Genomic DNA, 25,201 nt, shown 5'->3' with positions numbered 1-25,201 from the left:
CGAAATCGGTATTTAAACCAAGCTTGCACGTGTTTTTTTAGCGCGCTTCCGAGGGCTCAAAATCAAGTGGCAATAACTCATTTACCCTTTGCTCCGCCATTTTACCGCTCCATATCAGGTTACTTTCGTTGTAACTGTCAGGAGTTAAAGCCACTGCATCAGTTGGCCTTTTAAGCGTTATTTCTCCGCTTTGAAAGGTTACCCATGAATCAAACACACCGCCATTATATGAAAGCATTGCAAAAGGTCTGCCCGAATAATACATCCCCTGATTATGTACGATGATGTTGTTTAACAGATCTTCCTTATTCGCTCTTATATTGTTAAAAATAAAATTGAACTTTTGCTGGTCGTAATTGAAATTAATATTATTGAAGCCGTAATCAAATTTGGTTTTTTTCCTATCGTTAGCCCAATTCTTCCCCCAAGTCATCCCCTCCAATACTAAACGTATAAAATGCATTCTCGACCCATAGTAGGCCTTATCTCGGGCTTTGTGAATCTTTTTCATCTCACCGGGCGTAAGTCCCAATGTGTCCTCCTCAAAAACATAATTACCCTTGTATGATGTTTGCATGTTACGATATGGTTCCCAATCGTACAATGTTGGCTGGGGCGCGTACGAAAAACCTGACAAATAGTAAGTGATCTTATAACCGAGTTTTTTATTGTGAATTATTAAAGGTTGGTTTACAGTAGCCTCTAATGTTTGTGTTTTTTTATTGTAAGTGAAATTGATATCATCGGGATTGCTTATAACACAGTCTTTGTTGCGCGAACCGATGAATTGGGTTAAAAATACTTTCATCTGCTTTTCGCGGGTCGTTATAATAGTTCCAACAGTCACTTCGCGCAAAGCCCGGGCACGCGGGCTTAATACCACAGTTAAGGTTTTGCCATTGTAATTAACTATCGTGTCTGGTTGATAACCGAGGCTGCTTATAATCAATGGTGTTTTGGTCTCATTGGTATAAAATACAAACTCGCCCTGTACATTTGAAGTGGTACCTTTTGATAAGCCGCTTAAATAAATACTGGCATTAGGAATAGGATTGCCCGTGGTAGCATCTACCACTTTACCTCTTACTGATTGCGCGTTAACAATTGTTGATATAAGTAGAATAGCGGTAAACAAATACCATATCAGTATTTTCTTCTTCATTTATTAGTGATAGCGTTTATGTTTTGTCTGTTGGTAATGACAAAGGTTTATTTACTAAAAGTAATAATATAATACACGTCCGTCAACTCTGTATGTACAGAGACGCGACGCTTAAACACAAATAAATTCTATGTCTTGCTCAATACTTCTCCGTAATAAATCCATTACATACAAAATACTACTAGGGAAAAGGCGCCATTTAAAACTCCCTAACTTATTAGATAGCACGCTTTAAACTATTGGCCCATTTTACAATCTGCACTATATATTTTACATAAATATTTTGCAGAAAAGCCTTATAATAGCGTGCTGAAATTTAGGCGGCATAAAACCAGCCCAAAATTGACCTTGAACGAAGATTAAAACCAATTATATATAATGAATCCTTCTTTTAAAAAGTTGTTATCATCATTTAAACACAAACGAGGTTATCAGTTTGCTGCATTAGGTGTTATAGCATTATCTTATTCGGCTTATGTAGCCATTAATGATGACCGCATATGGTCGTCATATCGTGGTAATTCCGAAACTAATGCCTATTCACCGTTATCACAGATCAATAAAGATAACGTACAAAACTTAGAGGTAGCCTGGCAATTTGGGCCGGGATCTGTTCCTGCAGCGGCCGGTGCAGCACCGGGCCGTGGCTTTGGGGGTGGCGGCAGTCAGTCAAATCCAATTATTGTTGATGGCACTATGTATTCAATACTGGGTCGTGGCAAAATTTACGCTATAAACTCAACTACAGGCGAGCAAATGTGGGAGTTTGATCCATCTGTTGCCAATTTAGGCGGCGGTGTTTCCAGGGGTGTTACTTATTGGGAAAAAGGAAGCGACAAACGCATTTTAGCCGCCATTGGTAATAATTTGGTAGCTATTAACGCTACAAACGGCGAGATGATAAAAACCTTTGCCGATGGTGGTAAAGTTGACCTACGCGTAGGTTTGCGCGATGACCCTAAAACTATTGCGGCGGCTGGGTCTTCATCTCCGGGCGCAATTTATGGCGACCTGATCATAATGGGTGGCAGGGTTGACGAAAGCTACGGCGCTGCACCGGGTTATATCCGCGCGTACAATGTTATTACAGGTAAGTTGACATGGACCTTCCATACCATTCCGCTACCGGGAGAGTTTGGTTACAAAACATGGCCTAAAGATGCCTGGAAAGAATTTGGCGGCGCTAATGACTGGGCCGGCCTAAGTGTTGACAAAAAACGCGGCATGGTGTTTATTGCAACAGGCGGAACATCATATGACTTTTACGGTGTTGACCGTAAGGGCGACAACCTGTTTGCTGATTGCGTTGTTGCTTTGAACGCTAAAACCGGTAAATACATCTGGCACTTTCAAACCATTCACCACGATTTGTGGGATTGGGATCTTACCTCGCCGCCAAATTTGGTTACTATCACCAAAAATGGCGTAAAAAGAGATGCCGTTGTACAATTAAGCAAAAGTGGTTTTACTTATGTGCTTGATCGTGTAACAGGTAAACCGCTGTTCCCTATTAAAGAAACACCTATGCCGAAATCCGACATTCCGGGCGAGGTTACTTCACCAACTCAGCCAATACCAGTATTGCCTAAGCCTTTTTCGCGCCAGATCATTAGCGAGAAAGACATCAGCAACTTCTCGCAAGCTGCGCACGATTCTTCAGTGAGGTTATTCAAGAGCCTGCGTTATGAAGGTATATTCACACCGCCTTCTGTTAAAGGAACATTCCACAGCCCGGGCTCAAACGGTGGTGCTGATTGGGGTGGTGGTTCGTTTGACCCGCGCACCAACATCATTTACATAAAAACAAATGAAGCGCCGGAGATCATCAAAATGCAGAAGTTAGAGAACCGTGTGGTAGCCAACCAAACCGACTTTGAGGTGGGTAAAGGTATTTATACAACTTACTGCGTGGCCTGCCATGGTGCCGATAAATTAGGCGACGAGCAAAGCTATCCGTCGTTATTAAATGTTCAGAAACGTTTAACCGACGCGCAGATCATTGCCAAAATAAAAGTTGGTGGTGGTAAAATGCCTGGTTTTGCTTCTGTTATTAATGATAAGGCAAAAGAGGCAGCTATACTCTCATACGTAACAGGAAATGATACTAAAACAACAACCGCTTCTGATGGCAAACCTGTACCGCAAAAGGTTAGATATACCAACGTTGTAGCTTACAGAGCGTTATCTGATATGAACGGTAATCCGTTCCTTACACCACCCTGGGGAAATTTGGTTGCAATTAACTTAGCTACAGGCAAAGAGTTATTTCGCGTACCTGCCGGTAATGACGAAACACGCCAAAAACCAGGCGAACCTGAAACAGGTTTGACCGGAAACGCCGGCGCCGTATCAACTGCCGGTAACATTGTATTCTGGGGTGGAGGCCGCGACAAAAAGTTAAGAGCTTTTGATTCTAAAACCGGTAAGGTAATCTGGTCAACCGTTATGCCAGCCTCTTCAAACGCTACACCAAGTATATACAAAGGTAAAGATGGTAACCAATACATTGCCGTTACCATTGGAGCAGACGCTACACATCCAAACGGGTCAATTATTACTTACAGATTGAAAAAGTAACAAGCAATAATAATTAAATAGTAAAGGGCTGGTTTTTAACCGGCCCTTTTTTGTTATTTATACTTTTGATGCTTTCTCAAAAGCTGTAGAATTATTGATTTTTCGTTGTTGAATAAACTGGTAAACCGAACCGGTTATAAATATTAATAAAAATACAAGCAGTGTTTTCGCAATTATTGGGTCGGTTGGTGCCTTAGCTAACGGCTGGCCCAGCGGAACGCGGGTTAAAGTTTCGTTGACCGTAGGTACCCACGATAGAAAAAAACTAAATGATAGCAGAAAGTTCTCTAACAGCCTGGCTTTGTTGTTTTCTTTTTTTGTTTTGTTAAGCCAGTATGCTGCTGCTACCAAAACTACGATAAATAATGCGAAAACATGCCCGGCATTAAAACCGCCCAACTTTGATATACCCAAAGCGGTTAACGATGTGATAACCGTTCCGTAGAAATATATTTTACCGCTGCCGTTCGCCAGATTTATCTTGCCGAATTTTATGTAGGATACAATAGCGGCAACAATAGCTGCAACGCCTATAACGGTATGCAAGATACCTAAGTTAGTCAAGCTCATTTTAATAACGATTTAAAATTAACGTTGATTTATAAGGGGAGAGGTCCCCGGCAGCATTAAGCTACCAGGTGCGCCTCTGAGGTGATAGTAATTTTTAGTGCTTTTGATATTAAACAGTTTTGTTCAGCTATTTTGGTGATGGCTTGAAAATCTGCTTCTGAAATACCCGGAACAGCGCCTGTAATAGAAAGATGAGAGCCTGTGATGTCAAAACCTTCCATTGATACGGTTGCTTCAGTATCTAATGATACAGGATTCAGTCCTTTTTCGGTTAGGGCTAAACTAACAGCCATGGTAAAACAGCCTGCGTGAGCTGCAGCTAACAGTTCTTCAGGATTGGTGCCTTTTTCTTCGCCGGTGAAACGGGTTTTAAAACTGTAGTTGGTGTGGTTTAAAATTTCGCTTTGGGTAGTTAACCGGCCTTTACCTTCTTTAATAGTGCCTTCCCAGTGTGATTTTGCTGTGCGTTTCATGTTGTTTCTGATTTAATTTTTTGTTTGTCGATATTGACAATACAAAGGTGCAGCACCGCCATGAAACGCGTTTTGTAAATCAGGTCAATTACTTGGCAATTTGGTTCAGCCTGTAATTGGTAGGCGATACGCCATATTTATCGTGAAAGCTTTTAGTGAAATTAGCCAGGTCATTAAAACCACAGTCGAACGCAATATCGGCAATACGGTTATCTGAAGCCAGGAGCAGTTCTGCCGCTTTCTCTAACTTTTTATTTTTTATATAGTTAGCGGGTGAGTCGTTATACATTTTTGCAAACTCCCGTTTAAAAGATGAAACGCTTAAATTGGTTTTCTGCGCCAGTTCATCAATACTCAGTTGTGAAAACAAGTTAGCTTCGATTACCTGTTGGAACGAGAACTTTACAGGAGAAAACAGCTGCGATAAGATAACCTGAATAGTTGACACCTGTTGTGTTTGCGACAACAGGAGAATGATCTCTTTTAACTTTAAGGTCAATATCTCATCATTCACTAACGATGGATTTTCAAAGTAAAAAAGCAATCCTTCAATGTATTTCTGTATCAGGAAATCGTTATTGATCTTACCATGCGACTGGTTTGATACGGCTTTACCCGGCTGAACAATGGCCGGCAATTCTTTCTCGTAAATTTTTTTTAAAATTTCGGGATGGAAGGTAACAATAACCACTTCGCCTATGCCACTCTCTTTAGTGTTTCTAACCTGTTTGCCCGATTGCAGGCAATTTAACAACAGTGATTGATTGGTAGGAACATGAGTTTGGTCGTCCTCAAACTGAAACTCCATTGCACCTTGCAACAAATATAAAAAACACGCGCGTTCTTCTACCGGGAAATCAAAAGTGAAAGGCGGTTTTACCACCAGCTTTTGTAGAAATGATTTTCCAAACAGGTCGATTTTTTTATAGTTGTTTTGCATTTTCTAAAATACTTGCAGGAGGGAAATTTATATTGCTAAGATAGTAAAAGGGGACATGATCTATGTGACGCAAATGCTTTCAAATAAATTCAAATCCTGTAATCAAGAAAATCATATAAATCTTAGTTTAAGACTTAGTGTATTGAACCCTGTCCCATTTGGTGGACCAAATTAGGTCAATACTCAATTTATAAACTGATATTTTTTTGGTGGGACAGTTACTTTAATTGATATATACTGAATTTGAGTTAGTTATAAAATTCATTTTGAGCTAAATAAATGCCTCGTCGCATATGCACATGGTACACCTTAGTGTTTAAACTTAAAACCACCTGAAGTTAGGCCTGCTTGTCAATGGTGAAAAAGACCATGGTATAGAGCTTAAAATAAGCACCAGCGCAATAGTAAACCAGATGGCCATGGTTTTAAATTTATCAGTATCGTTTTGCAGTCGCTTGGCTTTAGCTGATCCAACCGTAATCACGCCAACCGCTATCAACATCACCGTAATATGCTCCATCCCGAAAAACCTGATGGCCCTTTCGTGCACAGCCGTACCGAAATTATGCAGAAAATAAGAGACGATAGGGCTTACAAAATAAAGCGTTACACCCAATACAAACTGGATATGTGCAAAGGTGGTAGCTATAGTTCTTACGCGGTTATCAAACTTCAGGAAGCTGCGTTTTTGCAGCCAGCCCCTGTAACTCCAAAAAATGGCGAACAAAAGGCTGCCCAATACCAGCCAACGGGTAAGCGAGTGTAAAGTAAGTAAGGTTGAATACATATTGAGGTAGACGACCGGCGTAAATAAATATTTTACAACAACTTCAATTTTTATTTTCCTGCACTACCGTTTAATATCAAACCTGCTTCTACATCAACTTCATTTTCTATTTCATTTTTAGTTGGAAATCTCGCAAGGCGATCTATTTCCTTCAAAAGACGAGGATTGTTTGTGTTTTTTAAAAGAACAACCAATATCCAATATTTCCAAAGCGAGTCGTCTCCTCTTAAAATTTTGATTAAATCATCCGTAATTTTATCTACAAACGGGAATAATATTTCTGCGATTGGTCTTGCCACAGGCCAATTCATGTCTTGTAACCACTCCAACAGTTCCGGAACAATGGGGTGAATTTCTTCAAACGTAAGTTTGCTTAGCTTTTCAATCCCTTCTTCATCAAACTTGTTTTTTGGAATCAATTCTTTTAAATCCACGTCACCTATCATTAAATGTTATTTTTAACTACATCACCTTTTGATCTTCATACGTCGGCCCGTATAAGCCCGGTACCATATTTCCGGTTGCGCGCAGGTAAACTATCAATTCGCCCCGGTGATGATAAATGTGATTGAACAGAAAGCCACGCGCTACAATGCCACGCGGCATAGGGCCCAGCACAACTTTGTCGCCAACTTTCATAGTCCAGTTTTGCTGCAGCTTTTCTTCGGTAAGCGTATTTAATGCTGCACGCGCTTTCTCCACATTGTTTTCAAAAAGGGCCAAAGTAGCTTTGATATCATTGGTATCGCCGCGCTCAAGTGAGTCGGTTGCAATATCATAAACGTCCTGGGTTATGGTGCCAACATACCAGTGGTAAATGGTGGCAATGTGCTGGGCAAGTTCGCCCATTGTCCATGAAATTTCGGACGGTTGGTAGCCAAGGTCTTTTTCAGGCACTGCATTTAATAGTTTGCGGGTGCTTTCAACTTCGTGCTCAAATTCAATTTTAAGATAATCGATTATCATAGGTTTGTTTTTTTATTAAAAGTGAAGTTAGTAACAAACAATCAGTAACAAAAGAGGTTTGTACCGGCACAATCAATAACTGATAACAATCATTTACTTTAGTAGGAGAGAGCCATACTCAAAACTTTTTCTGAAATTAGCCGCCCATGAAGACAGAAGTATTTATTCCCTGTTTTATAGATCAGCTTTTTCCTGATACTGCTTTCAATACCGTAAAGTTATTGGAAAAGGCGGGATGCGAGGTGAGCTACAACCCCGAGCAAACCTGCTGCGGACAGCCGGCATTTAATGCAGGCTTTTGGGACGAGGCTAAAACAGTAGGTAGAAAGTTTTTAGATGGTTTTGCTGAAGACAGTGTTATTGTTACGCCATCCGCCTCGTGCACAGGCATGGTAAAAAACTACTATAATGATCTCTTCACTAATACAACAGTACATAACCATTGTAGGGCGGTACAGGGCAATATATTTGAACTGTCTGATTTCCTGGTCAATATTATTCATTTTGATAACTTCGGCGCTGAACTGGATGGTCGTGCAGTTTACCATGATAGCTGCAGCGCGTTGCGTGAGTGTAAAATAAAAGATGAACCGCGACAATTACTATCAAAAGTTTTGGGCCTGGAACTGGTGGAACTAAAACAAGGCGACACCTGTTGCGGCTTCGGCGGTACCTTCGCTGTTAAGTTCGATGCTATATCGGCAGCAATGGCGCAGCAGAAAGTTGATTTTGCTATGGAAGCAGGTGCTGATTACATCATCTCGACAGATGCATCCTGCCTGATGCACCTGCAAAGCTATATCGACAAAAATAACCTCACAATAAAAACCATGCACCTGGCTGATGTTTTGGCTAACGGGTGGGGGAATGTGTAGCTGATTTCGGAGTTCGGATTTTCAATTTCGGATTTGTTTTGGCAATCAATTTGCTGATTGTTGGTTATGCAACGCTACCAATCGTCTAACACAAACACCGGAATTATCGCTTATGATATTCTACCTGATGGTATCAGTATAAAGTTCAGGGATGGTTCCGTGTATCTCTACACAACCGAAAGCACCGGTAAAGAACACTTAAATAAAATGGAGAAACTGGCCCGCAAGGGCGAGGGGTTAACCACCTATATCAACCAGCATGTGCGGGAGAATTATGCTGAGAAATTACATTGATCTATGTTTACTCCTCAAAGTGGTAAAAGCAGGATAAGGCATGATGCTTGTTCAACTAAACTGTAATCTGTTGTATCATGAGCAATACTTTGTTATATATAGTTGGCATTTTTGTTGTAATAATGATCTACCTGCTTGCCTTTGGCGGAGCGGCCATGGTGGGTGGTAAGTTTGACAGATGGCGTAGCAGAACGATCGATCGTACCAAGCGCGCTTTCAAATGGAAACGTAAAGGTTTTCAGCGTTATTGATCTGCATATAAAAGCATTTTGTAGATTTGGTAATTTTCTTCATCAAAGCATACAAATATTACTTTTTTAATTTGGTTGTTTCCGTCAAGAAATGTTTTTACGGAGTCTATTGCTATCTCAGCGGCTTCTTGTTTCGGAAAATGATAAATACCTATGCTTATGTTTGGGAAAGCGATCGTTTCAATATTATTAACAACTGCCACTTTTAAACTGTTACGGTAGGCGTTTTCAAGCAATTGCTCCGCTTTTACGCTGTTACTTTTACTCCAAACCGGTCCCACAGTGTGTATAACATATTTGGCGGGTAATTTACCTCCGGTAGTAATCACAGCCTCGCCTGTTTTGCAACTGCCTTGTCGTTCTCGTATTTTATAACAGTCTTCCAATATAGCTTTACCACCTGTACGATGTATTGCGCCATCAACACCGCCTCCGCCAAGCAAGCTCGTATTGGCTGTGTTGACAATAGCATCCGTATGTATTTTCGTTATATCGCCTTTTATTAATTCAATTCTGTTGTTCATATCAATCAAACTGTATTGGTGAGTTGAGTTTTATTTATTGATGATTTTCGCTAAATTCGCATCACAAAACTAAGATAGCATTAGTAGGCTATCGACTAAAACAAAATTGTTATAACCGCCGCTTTTAAAAGCTTTTCCTTTAGGTAAAGGTTGAAGATAAGCAGCACATCATGTTTGTAGATGATCAAAATTACACTACCCGACGGTTCCGTTCGTGAGTACGAACAGGGGATTACTTCTATGCAGATAGCACTGTCTATCTCTGAAGGTTTAGCAAGAAACGTATTAGCAGCCGAGATTGATGGCGAGGTTTGGGATGCCAACCGCGCGATAGACAAAGATTCGTCTGTTAAATTATTAACCTGGAATGACGATAAAGGTAAAGCAACCTTTTGGCATTCATCAGCGCACTTAATGGCCGAGGCTTTAGAGTCTCTTTATCCGGGTACCAAGTTTGGTATAGGCCCGGCTATTGAAACCGGTTTTTACTACGACGTAGATTTTGGCGACAAGGTATTCTCATCTGAAGAGTTTAAAAAGATAGAGGATAAAATGATAGAGCTGGCCAAAACTAAAGAGGAGTTTACGCGTAAACCCGTTAGCAAGGCTGATGCTATAGCTTATTTTACCGAAAAAGGAGATGAATACAAGCTGGATCTGATCAAGGATCTGCCCGATGGCGCAATCACTTTTTATACGCAAGGGAACTTTACCGACCTGTGCCGCGGTCCGCATATACCCAATACCGGCTTTGTGAAAGCTGTTAAATTAATGAGTGTTGCGGGAGCATACTGGCGTGGTGATGAAAGCCGCAAGCAGCTTACCCGTATCTACGGTGTTACTTTCCCCAAAGCAAGCGAACTGACTGAATACCTGCGTGTTTTAGAAGAAGCCAAAAAACGTGATCACCGTAAATTAGGTAAAGAGCTGGAGTTATTTGCCTTCTCTGAAAAGGTGGGTATGGGCCTGCCGTTATGGTTGCCAAAGGGCACTGCACTGCGTGAGCGCCTGGTTAACTTTTTGCAAAAAGCACAGGTTAAGGCGGGTTATGAGCAGGTTATTACACCACACATCGGGCATAAAAACCTGTATGTAACTTCAGGCCATTATGAGAAATATGGTGCTGATTCATTCCAACCCATAAAAACCCCGCAGGAGGGTGAGGAGTTCTTTTTAAAACCAATGAACTGCCCGCACCATTGCGAGATCTATAAAACAAAACCACGCTCATATAAAGACCTTCCCGTACGTTTTGCAGAATTTGGTACTGTATACCGTTATGAGCAAAGCGGCGAGCTGCATGGTTTAACCCGTGTACGTGGCTTTACTCAGGATGACGCGCATTTGTTTTGCCGCCCCGATCAGGTGAAGGAAGAGTTTAAAAAGGTAATTGACCTGGTATTATATGTATTTGGCGCTTTAGGCTTTCAGGATTACATTGCACAGGTTTCTCTACGTGACCCTGACAATAAGGCTAAATACATTGGTACTGACGAAAATTGGGCTTTGGCCGAATCGGCAATCATAGAAGCTGCCGAGGAAAAAGGTTTGAAAACCGTTGTTGAAACCGGTGAAGCTGCATTTTACGGTCCGAAATTGGACTTTATGGTAAGAGATGCTATTGGCCGTAAATGGCAATTGGGTACCATTCAGGTTGATTATAACCTTCCTGAACGCTTTGAACTGGAGTATACCGGCAGCGATAATATGAAGCACCGCCCGGTAATGATACACCGCGCGCCTTTTGGCTCTATGGAACGCTTCGTGGCTGTATTGATAGAACATTGCGCGGGTAACTTCCCGCTATGGTTATCGCCCGAGCAATTTATTATTTTGCCTATCTCAGAAAAGTATGAAGAATATGCAAAAAAACTTTCAGATGAGTTAAAAGATTCCGATATTTGCGGGCTAATTGACTTTAGGGATGAAAAGATCGGTCGCAAAATACGCGACGCTGAAGTCAAAAAGATACCATACATGCTCATAGTTGGCGAAAAAGAGGCAGAACAAAATGAAGTTTCTGTTCGCAGACATGGGCAGGGCGATTTGGGAAGTATGAGCATAGAAGAATTTAAAAAACAAATAATAAAAGAAATAACCGTATAACTTGGCATTAAACAGACCATTCAACAGAGGCCCAAGGCCACCTTTCAAGAAGAAAGAGGCTGAGCACAACATTAATCAATTTATCAGAGCTACTGAAGTACGTTTAGTTGGCGATAATGTGGAGCAGGGGGTATATTCGTTACGCGACGCTTTAGCGATAGCTGAACAACAAGAGTTGGATCTGGTTGAAATATCTCCAAATGCTGTTCCGCCGGTTTGTAAAGTAACTGATTACAATAAGTTTATTTACGAGCAGAAGAAAAAGCTTAAAGAGATAAAGAGCAACGCCAAGCAAACCGTTATTAAGGAGATCCGTTTTGGACCGAATACTGATGACCATGACTTTGAATTTAAATTAAAGCATGCCACCAAGTTTTTAGAAAGCGGTGAAAAGGTAAGAGCTTACGTGCACTTTAAAGGCCGTGCTATTGTTTACAAAGAGCAGGGTGAGATATTGCTGTTGCGTTTTGCACAAGCTTTAGAAGAAGTAGGCAAGGTGGAGCAATTACCAAAGCTGGAGGGTAAACGGATGTTTTTAACCGTTGCGCCTAAGGCTGCTAAAAAATAATGTTCAGATTTCGGATGTGCTGATGTGCAGATGAAGTTTGTTTGATTTAGATTGAAGCTGAACACGTGTTCAGATAAAGATAAAGCGTTGCGAAACGCCTGATAATTAACACAAATAACTAACAGACATGCCAAAAGTAAAAACCAATTCCAGTGCAAAAAAGCGCTTTAAGCTTACTGGAACCGGTAAAATTGCAAGAAAGAACGCTTTCAAGAGCCACATCTTAACCAAGAAGAGCACTAAACGTAAGCGTAACTTAACTCAAACCAGCCTTGTAAGCAACGCTGATATGGGTAACGTAAAACGTATGCTTGCAATCGGAAAGTAATTAACAATTTAATTAACCAGGTATTAGAGTATTAAAGTCCGGAAGGCACTCATTACCAAAAACAACAAAAAATGCCACGTTCAGTTAACGCAGTAGCGTCGAGAAGACGCAGGAAACGCATCATGAACCTTGCCAAAGGTTATTGGGGTTCACGCAGCAAGGTTTACACCATTGCAAAAAACACAGTAGAAAAAGGTTTACAATACGCTTACCGCGACCGTAAAACCAAAAAACGCGAATTCCGCGCGCTTTGGATCCAACGTATCAACGCAGGTGCGCGTCAGCACGGTATCTCTTACTCACAATTAATGGGTAAGTTAGCCGCTAAAAATATCGGTTTAAACCGTAAGGTATTAGCTGATTTAGCGATGAACAACCCTGACGCTTTCAAAGCAGTTGTAGACGCAGTAAAATAATTTTAGGATTTCACTGATTTATTGGTGATTTCACAAATTAAAAGGCTTTCCGGATTTCGGGAAGCCTTTTTTGCTTAGTTTACATACACTATTGTTTAACCAATGTAGCTACCGAAATGTGTGGCCAGCTTAGTCCGTTAAAGTTTAATAATACGTTTTGAGAATACTGTAATAGTGTCATTTCTTTCCCTTCCGCATCTAATACTTTTTCCACCCAAAAAATTGCTTCTATTTGGGCCGACTGTGCAGTAGGATTACCGGCAACACCTTCCAGAAAAGATATATTGGAAGTGCCGCCGCCGCTGGGGGGTGGATTTAACGGTATGGTTGAGATGATAAGCGTTGAGGTAGACAGTACTGTAAAGCCTTTTAAATCATTTGCCAATACGGTATTCGGGTCGTCTACAATGCTTTGTGTTACGTTTGGTATATCAGTAAGCGGTGTTCTGAATGGAGAGGGATTGGCCAATACAGATTCAGGGAAACGTATCCGGTTTGACGGATCACCTATAACAAAAGGAGTGATATCTGCCACAGCAAAAGGAGGCGCGCCGTTAATAGTTGGCACCTCAAAACCCTGTGCAACAAAGGCTGTTCCGTGCGGAATGCTGGCAGTGCGGGCAACGGTTCGTGGTGCATCAACGTCATTAGTTGCCGGAACCGACAGCCACATTCCGTTTTCAATGTGAATACCCGGAAGCTTCTCGCCATTAGGCCCCAGCGCGTTAGCATCTTGTATAGATTGAAGATATCTAATGCCCTTTAAGTTGATATCTGCCTGGAGCAAACCACGATTTGGGACATCACCCGGAATGATCTCAAATTCAATTTGTTCTATTGTTTCATTTAATTCAAGAAACCTGTCCTGACCAGGAACGCCAAAAAATGGCCTCCATATCTGATTAAATCCTTTTCCTTCCCATTTGCCAATGAGAATATCTATCGGCGCGTAAGGGCTTGGTGGGGTTGACTGTAATATAGGGTTTGATACAGACGTTAAGCGAAAATTTGATTTTAATTCCATTGTGATAAATTTTACAGTTGTAAGGTTTTACTTTAATATTTTAAGATGAATGGCGAAATACGTAGCGAGTATTGCTTAACTAAGTTAATCGCCAATAAAAAACATCTGTATAGTTAAAACCACCGTAATTTTACCGGTATAAACACGGTATTTATCTGGAAGATCGCTAACGATGCTGAATTATAGTTTGCTTACAGCAGGTTGAAATTCGACCAAAATGAAAAGGCCTTCCTTTAGGAAAGCCTTTTTTGTGTTAGTGGATACATTAAAGTTTTATAATACCGTGCTATTGGAACTTAAGAATTGCGATGATTTATCTTCATTGATCATCGGCTTCAAACCATTATCAATGTCCATATATTGTTTAAAATTCTGCACATCCTTATCAACCATGCTTTTAAATACCGGGTTAAGTATGTGCGCCAAGCTTGCGCCTAAACCACCTGCAGGCGGGCGATAGCTGATGGTGACATCGATAATAGTTCCTGTGCCGTCTTCTGTGTCGCTGAATGTGACTTTACCGGCATTATCAATGATTGAGTCGGGTAATGAGCTCCAACCTATCAGCTCACCATCTATATCGTCAACAATTTCTGCATCCCAGCTAACTGTAGCGATTGCCGCGGGTAGCTTTAATATCCAGCGTGAGCGTTTATCATCAATAACTTCAACACTTTCCAGGTGATTCATAAACAGTGGAAGGTTGTCCAGTTTTCGCCAAAAGTTATAAACCTCCTGTCGGGGTTTATTAATAGCGTATGATGATTGAATAAGCACATCCACGGGTTCATTGGTGTTTTTTCCTGCCATTTCATACAGGTCGCAATGGCCGCTAATGCCTCTGTTAAGTAGGTAACCACCTGCGCTCATCTTTAATATGCTGGTAAACGGACTTTTAAAAATATTTTTAAAGCCAGATAAACCCAGTTTTACGCCTAATGCAATAGAGATGTACCTTTCCGGCCAATTTAAATTGACAGGCTCTTCTATTAAAGGAAGGTTTTTATAACCTTGTATAGTTGGAGTTAATGTTGTTGTTTCCATAGTATTTAACTAACAGGTTAAACTATACTGTGTTTTCAGAAAGTGATAATACATTTTGCGAAAGTTGCAGCGCTAAACAGCCATTTGCCATTCAGCTATACTTATTGTACTTTTGCGCTGCTTTAGGTTTCCCGGCAGGTATTAAAATCACCGGGAATTAAAAGGGAATACGGTGAAAATCTGTAACTGTCCCGCAGCTGTAAGCTCCATAACCAAACGCCCCATCAATTAGGTCACTGTTAAAACGGGAAGACCGGGCAGGAGGGGAGCAAGTCAGAAGACCTGCCCATGGCATTTTTATTCGCAGCTTTCGGGGATTGAAGCTGGAATGCGACATACTCTTTTTTAAATCAACTGGGCGTATTCTCATTCTGCCATGCTATCTCCTTATGCTGTAGGTTTTACTTGCAAGCGTGAAAACAGCAGTTACTATTAAATATTTTATTTTGACAGCAAAACGTACAACAGTTATGCTGTTGGCTTTACTGCCTTTTTATGCTGCTGCTCAACAAGACACGACAAAACTGCGGCAAGTAACCATCTCCACATCACGCGCCGAACTTTTAAAAAGCATAACGCCCGCGCAACAACTTAATTCATCTCAGTTTATACGCTACAGCGCCTTTAACGTAGCCGATGCCTTACGCGGCTTTTCGGGTGTAAACGTTAAGGATTATGGGGGAGTAGGTGGCCTTAAAACAGTTTCAGTGCGTGGTTTGGGTGCCAATCATACCGCTGTACTTTTAGATGGCATTCAAATTAGTGATGCTGAGAACGGCCAGATAGATCTGGGCAAATTCAACCTTAATAACGTCCAATCTATAACACTCTTTAATGGGCAGTCGCCAGATCTGTTGATACCTGCGCGGTCCTTTGCATCGGCGTCAGTAATTGCCATCAACACAACCAAGCCCGCGCTCACTTCTGAAAAGCCATATCGTATAACAATGGGTCTGATTGCCGGATCATTCGGCTTGATCAATCCTTATTTGCAATGGCAGCAGCGCTTAAGCAACAAATGGTCATTTATAGTGAATACGAATACCACAAATGCCAACGGCAAATACAAATATTTAACCTATAATGGCAGCGACTACGCAGAGGGCGAACGCTTAGGAGCAGCTGTACGAACGCAACAGGTTGATGGCGCACTGTACTTTAATGGCAATGACAGCAGCAAATTCAACTTTCGTGTAAATTATTACCATGCCGACCGCGGATTGCCCGGAGCCGCACTTTTATATGTTCCGCCCCAACAAGGGCAAAGGTTATGGAACAATGATTTCTTTGCACAGGCGGGTTATCAAAAAAAATGGGACAATGGCCTGCGCATTATGCTCAATGCCAAATACGCCAATAGCTATCTTCATTATTTGGATCCCAATTTTAAAAATACTTTGGGTTATCTTGATCAGCAATTCAGGCAGCACGAATATTATCAGTCGGCAGCAGTGGCCTATATGCTAGCAAAAAACTGGGAGATAAGCTATGCCGCTGATATTGTGATCAACAGCATGACTGCTAACCTACCCTCGTTCAAATATCCTACCCGTACAACTGTTTTAAATGTTATAGCAAGCAACTTTAAAGCGGGGAGCTTTACGCTACAAGGCAGCCTGCTCAATACCAACCTGGTTGAAAGCGTAGCCACCGGAACCACAATACCGCATCGTAATGTATTTTCGCCAACTTTGGTAGCATCGTTTAAATTGAGCGAGCCTTTAATGTTGAGAGCATTTTACAAAAGCATTTTCAGGGTGCCAACTTTTAATGAGTTATACTATAACTTCATCACCAACACCAAACTCAAGCCCGAGTTTGCCCATCAGTATAACGTAGGCGCGGTGTACAATAAAGGTCTCAAAGGCATTTTAGATTATATCACGCTAACTACCGACGTTTATTACAATCGCGTTACCGACAAAATTATTTATACACCTAACGTTTACGCTGGTTCAGTGTTCAATATAGCTAAAGCGGAAGGACTAGGCGCAGACGTGGGCATCCGCACAGAAGGAAAATTAGGTGGCGCATATAAAGGTATTATTGCTATAAATTACTCCTACCAAAGGGCCATGAATATTAGCGACCCTGAAACATCTACGTATCAAAATCAGTTACCTTACACGCCGCGGCACCTGCTTAACGTAAACGCAGGCGTAAGCAAAAACGGTTGGGGGCTGTATTATAACCAAATGTACTCGTCGCTGCGGTTTTATAATAACAACAACAGCACGGCTACCTTTGATGAATACCTGCCGGCTTACGCCTTGGCAGATGTCTCACTGATCTATAAAGGAAAATTTTCTTCGCTGCCGGTTGTACTTTCGGCTGTGGTGAATAATGTTTTTGATCAAAACTACGTTGTTGTAAGAAGGTATCCAATGCCCGGGCGCTCATTCAGAATTTCATTTCAAATAACTATATAACATACATCATGAAACAATTTAAACGCAACTACCTCCTCATTACATTAGCCATTGCATCGGTATTGGCATCATGTAGTAAAAACGACCCAACACCTGATCCGATAGGCCCGGTAGAAACAAACGCCGGGGCATATGTGCTTAACCAGGGAGGTTTTGGTCACGATAACAGCACCTTAACTTATTTTGATTATGCCACCCGCGCTACCACCGCCGACATTTACCTTGCTTCTAACGCCAATACCTTAGGAGATACCGGTAACGATTTGGGCATCTACGGCAGCAAAATGTACATTGTTGTAAATAATAGCGGGAAGCTAAATATCACCAACAAAAAAACTGCAAAGCTTATTAGGCAGATTAATATTTACCAACCACGTTATGTGGTGTTTTACGGCAAAAACGCATTTGTTGACTCGTACGATGGTACAGTTTCTGTAATTGATACCACATCGCTTACCATTACTAAAACCATTACAGTTGGCCGTAACCCCGAGCAAATGGCAATATCTAACGGAAAACTATATGTAGCAAATTCAGGTGGTTTGGATGTAAACAGCAACTTTGATAAAACAGTATCGGTTATTGACCTTGCCACCTTAAGTGAAACCAAAAAGATAAATGTAACAGTTAACCCGGTAAGCGTGGTGGCTGATAGATATAACAATGTTTATGTATTGTCAATAGGTGATTACGGTCAGGTGAGTGGCGGTATGACGGTAATTAATGCTAATACAGATGAGGTAAGAACACAAACAGATCTGGCATTAGGTTATCCGCAGCCGTTAATGGCACAGGGCGATTTTGTTTTTTATGCCACTGCCGACAAAAAAATTGCCATGTATAATGCACGTACCCAAACATTAGAGCGTGCCAGTTTTATAACGGATGGAACAAATATAGGCACACCTTATGCATTTGCGTTTGATAGTGTTAACGGCTTGTTATTTGTTACCAGTATTACAGATTTTTCATCCAACGGTAAAGCTTATGCTTTTAACGTTTCGGGGCAAAAGCAACTTGATTTTACAGTTGGGATCAATCCCGGTAAAATTGCCTTTGTTACTAAGTAAACAAGAGGTTTTGTATACCATAATAAATAAGTAATTTTGCGCCACACAATACGTATATGTCACTACAAAAAATTAACCTGCGCACCGTTGTACTTATTCTCATGATCATTGCGGCTACAGCCATGCGTTTTGTTAGCTATGAGTATAAATGGATGAGTAACTTTAGTCCGGTTGGTGCCATAGCCATGTTTGGCGGCGTTTACTTTGCCGACAAATGGAAAGCTTACGCCGTGGTGTTACTATCCTTATACGCCAGCGATGTAGTGATCAACTACCTGTACAGCCATACGTGGATGTTTTTTACCGGCGATACCTTTTGGAACTGCGTATGTTTCTCATTAACTATACTGGTAGGTTCGTTAATTAAAGAGATCAACATAGGTACATCAGTACTTATTTTGCTGGCGCCGGTAACCATACACTGGTTAATAATGGATATGCCATGGATAAATGATGCCGGCGGACTTTACCCTAAAACACTTGCAGGTTATGCCGAATCTCTTTATAACGCTATTGAATTTGAACGTAATATGCTGTTTGGCGATGCCGTATTTGGTTTGATTTTATTTGGCGGTTTTGAGTTGGCGAAGAAGAAATTCAGTGCATTACGCCCGCGTACCGAACTGGCGCTTTAACCCTAAAAAGTTTTATATTTTAAAAGCGAACGGATCTAACCCGGTCGCTTTTTTCGTTTTAATAGTAATGAAAAAGAAAATAGTGGTATTGACAGGCGCAGGCATAAGCGCCGAAAGCGGATTAAAAACATTTCGCGGTTATGACGGATTGTGGGAAGGCTACCGCATTGAAGAAGTGGCCACGCCCGAGGCCTGGGCCGCTAATCCCGCCCTGGTGCAGGAATTTTACAACATGCGCCGAAAGAACGTATTGGAAGCTGAGCCTAACGTAGCCCACAAAGCGTTGGTTGCATTGGAAGAGCAATACGATGTAACTATTATTACCCAAAATATTGACGATCTGCATGAGCGGGCAGGCTCGGCTAATGTCTTGCATCTGCATGGCATTATTACTAAGTCGCAGTCAAGTATTAACCCGGAGTTGACTTATCCCATAGATGGTTGGGAGCTGAAGATGGGGGAGTTGTGCGAATTGGGATCGCAATTGCGGGCGCATGTAGTTTGGTTTGGCGAGGCGGTGCCGATGATTGAGCCTGCCATACGCATTTGTGCCGAGGCGGATATTTTTATACTGATTGGATCGTCGCTGGCCGTTTACCCCGCAGCAGGACTCATCAATGCCGTGCCGCGCGATGTACCCAAATACATTGTTGACCCCGAAATACCTGATGTAAGGGTGAGTAATTTGATAAAGATAGAGGAGAAGGCCACTGTGGGTATACCAGAATTAGTAAAACAACTTTTGATGGTTTAACTATCTCTCCCTCGGGAGGGAAGGGGGGGGATCCGCATACGAAATAAGTCGCTTCATTAACCCCTTCCCGCCACATCACAGTCAGCCGCACCCTTCCCCAAGGAAGGATTCGACGGAATAAAGTACGATAAAAAACTTGTCAAATATCCCTCCCTTGGGATGGCAGGGAGGGGTTAATCCGTATGCTAAACCAACTGACTAACCCCTGAATAAATTATTACCTACAGCACATTTCTTTCATCGTCGATATCGTCACGATTCATATCATCGTCACTCATATCATCGCTGTCGTCATCCATTTCCCATTCCTCGTCGTTGCTCATGGTATCCTGATCGCGGTATTGGTTCATGTTGTTACTTTGTTGTTCCTGGCGGTTGCCTTGCATATAATCCTGACCGCTTTGGCCCGAATCACGGTTTTGCTCACCTTGCAGCGCGCCGCCGTTGCCCGCGTCAATATTGCTTTGCTGCTCCTGGTTGCTTAGGGCGCCGTGGCTCCATTCTTCGCGTTTTATGTTTGGATTCTGCGCATCAAAACTTCCCTGCGCACCGCTGCTTGGGTTGCCCGGATCATTGTTGGATTGCATTTCCTGACTGCTGCCAAAGCCTTGCTGTTGATTATTTTGCTGATTGTTCTCGTTTTGCATATCAGAACGCTGGTTCTGATCATTGCTCCATGTGTTGTTTTCCATAACGTAGATATTAATTGTTAATGGAATAACTTAGGTTTAGGAAGAAATGTTTTCGTTTTGGTTAAGAAAATATTATAGTACCTATTTTCATTACTGTTGACATTTATACAGCAGATTATTGCTTAGAGCTATTTGCTATAATTGCCATCGATAGTTTTTTTAAACACCATGCTGTAAAAAATCTCTGATTTATATATTTGCTAAAAATATTAGTAATTATGTTAAGGGTAAAAAAACAGCGGGCAAAGAGGGATGTGTTAGGTTTCAGGTTGCCAATGCTTACTTATGAGGAACCCGAACTTGATGTAAGTGAGATAATAGTAATTGACCCCGACAATACCTTTTTTATGCGGATGGGCAGCGATGCCATGACGGCGTACCACATTTTGCCAGAGCACGTTCTGGTGATTGACCGTACCCTTACGCCGGTTAGCGGTAGCATTGTAGTGTTTTATCATGAAGGCGATTTTTATACCCGTGAATATGTGCCGGTAGCCAATCATCTGGAACTCCGCGCAGGCAAACCTGCCGATTGTATTATTATTAATCAAACGCAAAACTTTAACTGTTGGGGGGTGGTAACCTTAACGCTTAATCCGGTTTTGCAGCCACAACATAAAATAGGGAGGTACGCCCGTGTTTGCACATGTTGACATCAACAATTGCTACGTAAGCTGTGAGCGCCTGTTCAGGCCCGAATTAGAGGGCAAGGTAGTGGTGGTTTTGTCTAACAATGATGGATGTGTTATTGCGCGCAGTAACGAGGCTAAAGCCATTGGTATAAAAATGGCTGATGCAGAGTTTATTGTACGCAAAAATTTAAAAGAACATAACGCGGTTATTTTCAGCAGCAATTACCCGTTGTATGCAGATATGAGTGCGAGGCTTATGAATAACCTGGCCCGATACACTTATACGTTGATGGTTTATAGCATTGACGAAGCTTTTATGGCTTTGGGTAATATTCAAGGCATTGATCTGGATAAACATGCTGCAACAATAAGCGCTAACGTAATGCGTCATACTGGGTTGCCTATCACTATTGGAGTAGGGCCAACTTTATCGTTAGCAAAATTAGCTAATAAAGCAGCAAAAAAGCAGAAGCGACCTTACTTGCTGTTAGATACACCAGAGAAAATAGATGAAACGGTTTTAAATTTTCCTATTGAAGATGTTTGGGGGGTGGGGTTAGCCTATTACAATAAACTGGTTGAACGGGGCATAAAAACCGCGCACGATTTCAGACAGTTGAAGGCTGATTTTGTACGCAAGCAAATGACTGTGCAGGGCTGGCGTTTGCATCAGGAGTTGTGGGGTAAGCCCTGCAATGTGATACGTGATGTTGCCGAACGTTCCAAGGGTATTGAAAGCAGCCAAAGCTTTAATACCTATCAAACACTACTTGACCCTATTGAGGAGGCAGTAGCTATGCATGCCGCAACGGTGGCTCTTAAACTAAGACAGCAAAACAGTATGGCGCTTATGCTTACTGTTTACATACGCACTAACAAACACAACGTAAAGCACGATCAGCATTACCCCAGCATCACGGTAAAAATACCGGTTGCAGCTAACAACACTCATCAGCTTACTTGTGTGGCGGTGCAGGCGCTCAGGGCCATTTGGCAACCGGGCTACAACTACCTTAAAACCGGCGTGAGGGTAACAGGTATTATCCCTGCGGGTGAAGTGCAATTCAATTTGTACAACAGCTATGAGCACAGCCGCGAGCAGAAACTGTCAGGACTGATAGACGAACTGAACTCACGTTACGGCAGGGGAACCCTGCGTATGGCTGCTGAGGGATTTGATAAGAAATGGGTAATGAAACAAGAGTTCTTAAGTCCGCAGTATACTACCAACTGGCGGCAACTTATTACAACAAAATAGCCAAAAGTTGTAGCGTTTGTAATTGATTGCTAAAAATATTAGCTTTGAATTAAATTGATAGGATTATGTGCGGACATGTTGAAATAGGTGAGCAAAAGGATATTAAAATAATTACCCGCGATGGCGGATCATACACCGCAAAAAACAGCGGCAGCGGTAACCCGGGTACCATGCTGCCTGTGCTTACTGATGCATTACCGGATAAGGTGCAGCAATACAGATGGGGTCTGCTTTCTGTTGATGATGACCGCATACATAGCAAGAATAAGCACGCACGGATAGAATCATTGTTTTTGGTGCCTTTATGGAAGGAACTGGTTGGTCGCAAGCACTGCGTGGCGCGCATACAGGCTTTCTTTGAATATAATAAAGATCAGGAGCGAACCTTTAAAATTGAACGCGCCGATGGTCAGCCGTTTTATATAGCCGGAATATGGGATATTTGGTTTGATATTAAAACTGGTATGCTGCTGCCAACTTTTGCTATGATAACTATGCAACCCAATGCTGCGATGGCACGAATACACGACCGCATGCCTGCAATTTTAGAGCGTAGCGATATAAAAAAATGGATAAACGGAAGTTACACCGGCGAGCAGCGCGTTGCCTGGTTAAGGCACAATCCCTGTGTAGCCGAAAAGCTGAAAATTTCTATCCATAAGTGAAAGTAAAGGACTGCTTAAAGTGCCTACGATAGACATTGGGATGGATCTTTTTGTTGTCACACTGAGCTTGTCAAAGCGCGACAACAGGTACGCAATGCTTTGTTGAGAATTGTCCTAAGCACAATCATCATGCTCCAAATCATGATTCGACCATGCTCACCATGATATCCCGGCTTTCTGCTTAATCATCAACCCATATCAGGATTATCCCTTTAAAATCGTTTCACTCGTCTCATTTTCGTTTCACTAAAAATTGCCATAGTGTTCATATAAAGCAACTTATGAAAAATATCGTCTCACATCGTTTCATATCTACAGTGAGACGATGAAACGCTTACAGGTATTGAAATGGCGTGTTGCTGGGTATGTTGGTTACCTTAACCCCCGGCACTTTCGGCGAGATCCATTGCGCGCAATATAGCATGCCCGGCTCTTCGCTAACTGAGTGGCTCAGGGTAATGAGGTTGGTGTTTTCGCCCACGCTCAGGCCATCGCGTATCTGTTCGGTGTTGGCAACCTCGCTGGTCTCACCGTTAATAATTAGGTCGGGTTTGAGCTTTGATATGTCGCCTATGCCCGTAAACCCCAGGCAAAAAAACACCGTTTTTATCGGTGCATCCATATTGCCTACCAGGCGGATAGAGGGTACATTCAATGCTTTTTTAATACGGCTTACAATACTGCTTAGCTTCTCGGGTTGTGGCAGGGTAAGCAATTGGTGATCTTCAGTTTTATAGCACTTTTCCCAACCCATTTTAAGCACACAGCCATAAATAATGCCATCAGGTTTATGATCATGCCAATGGTCGTGGAAACGCCAAACAGCTATCTTATGCTTGTTGAGCACATCCATTTTATGCTTGAATACGTCATCGTCCTTTAGCCATTCGGTGTCGTCGTTATTGTTAAAAAACGGTGTCTCGTGTGCAATGATCATATTCGCGCCGGCCTTAATGGTCTTGTCTATCACCTCCAGCGTAGGGAACATGGTAGTAACAATACCGGTAAGCACCTGGTCGGGGCTGCCCGAGCGCAGTTTGTCAACGGTACGCGGGCGTTTGGGTTCGGTCTCGCTGAGGGCCAGGTTAATAACATCCTGCACGGTAAAAGTAGCAGGTGTAGAGCCGGTAGGCTGGGTATAGTAAGCGGTAATTTCCATGGTGATGCCAATGAGGGGTTAAACGTATTTGAATGGCGTGCCTGCGGCAATGTGGGTTACCTTAACGCCCGCAACCTTAGGGCCAAGCCATGAGGCCGCATAAGCCATACCGGCTTCCTCGCTTACGGCATGGCCTAACACAATCAGCTTGGTATTCAAACCCATATACATGCCATCCTGCACCCGCTCACAAACTTCCCACTCCCGCGATTCACCACTGATAACCAGATCGGGCTTTTCGGCCTGTATTACTTTGATCACCTCCGCGCTCGGTATTGAACCCAGGGTGAAGTACACGGTTTTAACCGGCTTTTTCAAATCGCCAATCACCCTAACCTGCGGAGCGCTTAGTTTAGCTTTGCTCAGGGTAACGGCCTCCTGTAAAGTAATGGTCTTAGGCAATGTTATTATGCGTGGCTTAGCGGGGTCATAATACTTTTCCCAACCCAATGCGAGTAATGTCCCCCAGGTTATACCGTCGGGTTTATGGGCGTGCCAGCTGTCATGAAAGCGCCATATGGCTATTTTGTTCTTCTCAAGCAGATTGAACTTATACTTGTAGATATCATCATTAGTCAATCGGGCAAGGTTGTCATCGTTGTTATAGAAAACTGCTTCATGCGAGATGATCATGTTGGCACCTGCTTTTATGGCCTTGTTGATCACATCAATAGTAGGGAAGGTGGTAGTTACAATGCCGGTAACCTGTTGGTCTAAACTACCTGCCCGCAGCTGGTCAACAGATCTGGGCAGAGGTGCGCCTTCGGTCTCGCTCAGGGCAATATCAATAACCTGTTTTACGGTAAGCGCTGCCGAGCGTGCTGCAAACCCGGTTCCCGGCAGACCTGTTAATACCGATGCTCCGGCCAGCACACCAACGCTTGTAAGGAACTCCCTGCGCCCGGTTAGGGTGAGTGGTTTTTTTTCCATATTGAGCAGAATGATTATTTGGTTATAATTGAGTCGGGCTAATTTAGCCAATGGTATTCAAATAGCAAAACC

At 42.3% G+C, this 25,201-nt stretch carries 28 protein-coding genes and 1 riboswitch; of the genes, 15 read left to right on the top strand and 13 right to left on the bottom strand.

Features of this window, described 5'->3' with window-relative positions; all coding sequences use genetic code 11:
* Positions 1-37 precede the first annotated feature (37 nt).
* Entirely contained in the window at positions 38-1,162 is a 1,125-nt protein-coding gene (locus CLV57_RS11245; protein WP_100341511.1) for a carboxypeptidase-like regulatory domain-containing protein, read from the bottom strand.
* A gap of 378 nt (positions 1,163-1,540) precedes the next feature.
* Between CLV57_RS11245 and CLV57_RS11240 the strand changes: the two genes are divergently transcribed.
* The gene (locus CLV57_RS11240) at positions 1,541-3,739 is read left to right on the top strand and encodes an outer membrane protein assembly factor BamB family protein (protein WP_100341510.1); all 2,199 of its coding nucleotides are present in this window, start codon (positions 1,541-1,543) and stop codon (positions 3,737-3,739) included.
* A gap of 57 nt (positions 3,740-3,796) precedes the next feature.
* Here CLV57_RS11240 and CLV57_RS11235 read toward each other — a convergent pair whose 3' ends face one another.
* The 6 genes from CLV57_RS11235 to CLV57_RS11210 all read right to left on the bottom strand — a co-directional run bounded on the left by CLV57_RS11235 (position 3,797) and on the right by CLV57_RS11210 (position 7,475).
* A complete protein-coding gene (locus CLV57_RS11235; protein ID WP_100341509.1) occupies positions 3,797-4,309 on the bottom strand; it encodes a hypothetical protein in 513 nt (170 codons plus the stop codon).
* A 56-nt stretch (positions 4,310-4,365) separates the two neighbouring features.
* A complete protein-coding gene (locus tag CLV57_RS11230) occupies positions 4,366-4,782 on the bottom strand; it encodes an OsmC family protein (RefSeq protein WP_100341508.1) in 417 nt (138 codons plus the stop codon).
* 88 nt (positions 4,783-4,870) lie between these two features.
* Positions 4,871-5,722, bottom strand: a complete 852-nt coding sequence (locus CLV57_RS11225; RefSeq protein ID WP_100341507.1) for a helix-turn-helix domain-containing protein — start codon at positions 5,720-5,722, stop codon at positions 4,871-4,873.
* Positions 5,723-6,044: 322 nt separating this feature from the next.
* The gene (locus tag CLV57_RS11220; RefSeq protein ID WP_100341506.1) at positions 6,045-6,509 is read right to left on the bottom strand and encodes a hypothetical protein; all 465 of its coding nucleotides are present in this window, start codon (positions 6,507-6,509) and stop codon (positions 6,045-6,047) included.
* Positions 6,510-6,559: 50 nt separating this feature from the next.
* Entirely contained in the window at positions 6,560-6,955 is a 396-nt protein-coding gene (locus CLV57_RS11215) for a DUF5071 domain-containing protein (protein WP_100341505.1), read from the bottom strand.
* Positions 6,956-6,971: 16 nt separating this feature from the next.
* A complete protein-coding gene (locus CLV57_RS11210; protein WP_100341504.1) occupies positions 6,972-7,475 on the bottom strand; it encodes a DinB family protein in 504 nt (167 codons plus the stop codon).
* Positions 7,476-7,621: 146 nt separating this feature from the next.
* Here CLV57_RS11210 and CLV57_RS11205 point away from each other — a divergent pair, with 146 nt between their 5' ends.
* The 3 genes from CLV57_RS11205 to CLV57_RS18395 all read left to right on the top strand — a co-directional run bounded on the left by CLV57_RS11205 (position 7,622) and on the right by CLV57_RS18395 (position 8,895).
* On the top strand, positions 7,622-8,350 hold the full coding sequence (locus CLV57_RS11205; RefSeq protein ID WP_100341503.1) for a (Fe-S)-binding protein: 729 nt from the start codon (positions 7,622-7,624) through the stop codon (positions 8,348-8,350).
* Between the two features lie 66 nt (positions 8,351-8,416).
* On the top strand, positions 8,417-8,644 hold the full coding sequence (locus tag CLV57_RS11200; protein ID WP_100341502.1) for a hypothetical protein: 228 nt from the start codon (positions 8,417-8,419) through the stop codon (positions 8,642-8,644).
* 77 nt (positions 8,645-8,721) lie between these two features.
* On the top strand, positions 8,722-8,895 hold the full coding sequence (locus tag CLV57_RS18395) for a hypothetical protein (RefSeq protein WP_157799135.1): 174 nt from the start codon (positions 8,722-8,724) through the stop codon (positions 8,893-8,895).
* Here the strand turns inward: CLV57_RS18395 and CLV57_RS11195 are convergent.
* Positions 8,889-9,419 carry an O-acetyl-ADP-ribose deacetylase gene (locus tag CLV57_RS11195; RefSeq protein ID WP_100341501.1) on the bottom strand — a complete coding sequence of 177 codons (531 nt, stop codon included), beginning with the start codon at positions 9,417-9,419 and terminating at the stop codon, positions 8,889-8,891. The genes CLV57_RS18395 and CLV57_RS11195 overlap by 7 nt on opposite strands.
* A 180-nt stretch (positions 9,420-9,599) precedes the next feature.
* Here CLV57_RS11195 and thrS point away from each other — a divergent pair, with 180 nt between their 5' ends.
* The 4 genes from thrS (at position 9,600) to rplT (ending at position 12,837) form a co-directional block, all read left to right on the top strand.
* Positions 9,600-11,525 (top strand): threonine--tRNA ligase, encoded by a 1,926-nt coding sequence (gene thrS / locus CLV57_RS11190; RefSeq protein WP_100341500.1) that lies wholly within the window; start codon positions 9,600-9,602, stop codon positions 11,523-11,525.
* Between the two features lies 1 nt (position 11,526).
* Positions 11,527-12,093, top strand: a complete 567-nt coding sequence (gene infC / locus CLV57_RS11185) for a translation initiation factor IF-3 (protein WP_100341499.1) — start codon at positions 11,527-11,529, stop codon at positions 12,091-12,093.
* Between the two features lie 127 nt (positions 12,094-12,220).
* Entirely contained in the window at positions 12,221-12,421 is a 201-nt protein-coding gene (rpmI, locus tag CLV57_RS11180; RefSeq protein WP_100341498.1) for a 50S ribosomal protein L35, read from the top strand.
* Positions 12,422-12,492: 71 nt separating this feature from the next.
* On the top strand, positions 12,493-12,837 hold the full coding sequence (gene rplT, locus CLV57_RS11175; RefSeq protein WP_100341497.1) for a 50S ribosomal protein L20: 345 nt from the start codon (positions 12,493-12,495) through the stop codon (positions 12,835-12,837).
* An 88-nt stretch (positions 12,838-12,925) separates the two neighbouring features.
* On the opposite strand, the gene CLV57_RS11170 is transcribed toward rplT, so the two are convergent.
* Positions 12,926-13,861, bottom strand: coding sequence for a heme-binding protein (locus CLV57_RS11170; RefSeq protein WP_100341496.1), 936 nt, complete (start codon positions 13,859-13,861; stop codon positions 12,926-12,928).
* Positions 13,862-14,134: 273 nt separating this feature from the next.
* Positions 14,135-14,905, bottom strand: coding sequence for an SRPBCC family protein (locus tag CLV57_RS11165; protein WP_100341495.1), 771 nt, complete (start codon positions 14,903-14,905; stop codon positions 14,135-14,137).
* 107 nt (positions 14,906-15,012) lie between these two features.
* A riboswitch (cobalamin riboswitch) is annotated at positions 15,013-15,209 on the top strand.
* A 109-nt stretch (positions 15,210-15,318) separates the two neighbouring features.
* On the opposite strand from CLV57_RS11165, the gene CLV57_RS11160 reads away from it, so the two are divergent.
* The 4 genes from CLV57_RS11160 to CLV57_RS11145 all read left to right on the top strand — a co-directional run bounded on the left by CLV57_RS11160 (position 15,319) and on the right by CLV57_RS11145 (position 19,793).
* Positions 15,319-17,334, top strand: coding sequence for a TonB-dependent receptor plug domain-containing protein (locus CLV57_RS11160; RefSeq protein WP_100341494.1), 2,016 nt, complete (start codon positions 15,319-15,321; stop codon positions 17,332-17,334).
* Between the two features lie 8 nt (positions 17,335-17,342).
* Positions 17,343-18,404, top strand: a complete 1,062-nt coding sequence (locus tag CLV57_RS11155) for a YncE family protein (protein WP_100341493.1) — start codon at positions 17,343-17,345, stop codon at positions 18,402-18,404.
* Between the two features lie 56 nt (positions 18,405-18,460).
* On the top strand, positions 18,461-19,039 hold the full coding sequence (locus CLV57_RS11150) for a DUF6580 family putative transport protein (RefSeq protein ID WP_100341492.1): 579 nt from the start codon (positions 18,461-18,463) through the stop codon (positions 19,037-19,039).
* Positions 19,040-19,106: 67 nt separating this feature from the next.
* Positions 19,107-19,793, top strand: coding sequence for an SIR2 family NAD-dependent protein deacylase (locus CLV57_RS11145; RefSeq protein ID WP_100341491.1), 687 nt, complete (start codon positions 19,107-19,109; stop codon positions 19,791-19,793).
* A gap of 221 nt (positions 19,794-20,014) precedes the next feature.
* Here CLV57_RS11145 and CLV57_RS11140 read toward each other — a convergent pair whose 3' ends face one another.
* Positions 20,015-20,485, bottom strand: coding sequence for a hypothetical protein (locus tag CLV57_RS11140; RefSeq protein WP_100341490.1), 471 nt, complete (start codon positions 20,483-20,485; stop codon positions 20,015-20,017).
* A 218-nt stretch (positions 20,486-20,703) separates the two neighbouring features.
* Between CLV57_RS11140 and CLV57_RS11135 the strand changes: the two genes are divergently transcribed.
* The 3 genes from CLV57_RS11135 (at position 20,704) to CLV57_RS11125 (ending at position 23,040) form a co-directional block, all read left to right on the top strand.
* Entirely contained in the window at positions 20,704-21,138 is a 435-nt protein-coding gene (locus CLV57_RS11135) for a LexA family protein (RefSeq protein WP_100341489.1), read from the top strand.
* Complete coding sequence (locus CLV57_RS11130; RefSeq protein WP_100341488.1) at positions 21,122-22,375, top strand: Y-family DNA polymerase; 1,254 nt, start codon at positions 21,122-21,124, stop codon at positions 22,373-22,375. Before CLV57_RS11135 ends, CLV57_RS11130 begins: the two co-directional genes overlap by 17 nt.
* 65 nt (positions 22,376-22,440) lie before the next feature.
* Positions 22,441-23,040 (top strand): SOS response-associated peptidase, encoded by a 600-nt coding sequence (locus CLV57_RS11125; protein WP_100341487.1) that lies wholly within the window; start codon positions 22,441-22,443, stop codon positions 23,038-23,040.
* Positions 23,041-23,374: 334 nt separating this feature from the next.
* On the opposite strand, the gene CLV57_RS11120 is transcribed toward CLV57_RS11125, so the two are convergent.
* On the bottom strand, positions 23,375-24,199 hold the full coding sequence (locus CLV57_RS11120) for a Nif3-like dinuclear metal center hexameric protein (protein WP_100341486.1): 825 nt from the start codon (positions 24,197-24,199) through the stop codon (positions 23,375-23,377).
* An 18-nt stretch (positions 24,200-24,217) separates the two neighbouring features.
* Complete coding sequence (locus tag CLV57_RS11115) at positions 24,218-25,129, bottom strand: Nif3-like dinuclear metal center hexameric protein (RefSeq protein WP_100341485.1); 912 nt, start codon at positions 25,127-25,129, stop codon at positions 24,218-24,220.
* Between the last annotated feature and the right edge of the window lie 72 nt (positions 25,130-25,201).

It is taken from the genome of Mucilaginibacter auburnensis (assembly GCF_002797815.1).
Lineage (GTDB): Bacteria > Bacteroidota > Bacteroidia > Sphingobacteriales > Sphingobacteriaceae > Mucilaginibacter > Mucilaginibacter auburnensis.
This window is presented reverse-complemented; position numbering and strand designations above follow the sequence as displayed.